1 pseudogene is annotated in these 1,222 nt (G+C 45.6%); it reads right to left on the reverse strand.

The features are described from left to right. Positions 1-122: 122 nt before the first annotated feature. Positions 123-1,222 (reverse strand): annotated as a pseudogene (locus AC2VE5_RS28185) (hypothetical protein); the annotation flags it as partial.

Consider the following 1,222-nt stretch of genomic DNA (forward strand, 5'->3'; position numbering starts at 1 on the left):
TAGCATCAGGATTACTCTCAATAAACTTGACCAGTTCGTCCATCGTTCAATTAGTTCTAAAATGCTACATCCATCATTCACAATAGTTTAAGACTCACTTTTCTTCAACTCATCTAGGATTGCTATAGGTACGGCTCGGTAATTTTAATCGACCTTGCTTTTTCCAAGTAGCGAGTAAATAATTGTCCAGCATTAATCGTAATGTCATCGCCAACTTTAATTGGCTGCATATGGTTATCGGGAAACTCTGCATTGTGGAAGGCGGCTAGTTCGTTGTGGCTATCTACAAAATCTCTAACGGTTGACTCCATCGTATTGAACAGCATCAATATAGGCTTACGTCCCTCCTCGATGTCCCAAATCGCTGCATTTGCCGTTTCCTCGGCTTTCAATCCTAAAGCTGTTACTGCTGTTAAGTTGTGCAGGACGCTAGTGAAAATTGTGCTACTCGCTCCCGCATCTCCCAGTGCTGGGTTGTTTTTACGTGCAGCTTCCCCCACATCGGCATAATCGCCACTAATTTCTTTGACTACTTTTTCCTTGATATAGTCAAAGCGCCAAATTAGGTTGAGAATCTTCGAGTTATTCTCTGCTGTTTGCAAGTCAACATGGTATTTGGCAACGCCAAACTCCACGCCCTCGTAGGACTTCTCGCAACGGATGCAGCCCCCCGATTCTGCCCACATCGAAAACACCTGTTGCTGCAATGGTACGCCCCCTGCTTTAAGGTGATCGGCAAACTTATCGCGGTCGGTGGCGGCTAGTTTGAGGTCAGTTGTTTCGTAAAATAGTCTTGCAGCAACGATGGGGTCTTTGATTGCTGTCGCACTGGACGCTACAAATCCTTGGGTTTCTTTAACGAGCGATTGAAAGAATTCGGTGCAGGAGGAAACTTGAGCCTTTTTCCTATCAACCTGATTGTCTCCGGCGGGTCCCCCGGCTTTGTGACTTTCGTCCAAGATCAGGAAAGTTCTTTTCGCTAGTGTTTGTAATAACTCTCGTCGGTCAACACTAGCGGGACCCGTTAGTTGTCCGTATGTAGTAAAAACGCAGTCGTGCTGACCGATATTGCCAGCGTAAGTGTATTCTCTAAGTGGTTGTGTTGCAAAAACTGGGTGAGAATAGAAAAGCCCTGTGGGAGGAGTTTGAATTATGCAACCACTCCAAAGATTTGATGGATGAAGACAAGTCGCTCTTTGATAGCTCCTCTGGGAACGCCAAT

The sequence above is a fragment of the Aliterella sp. E5.1 genome, assembly GCF_057473825.1.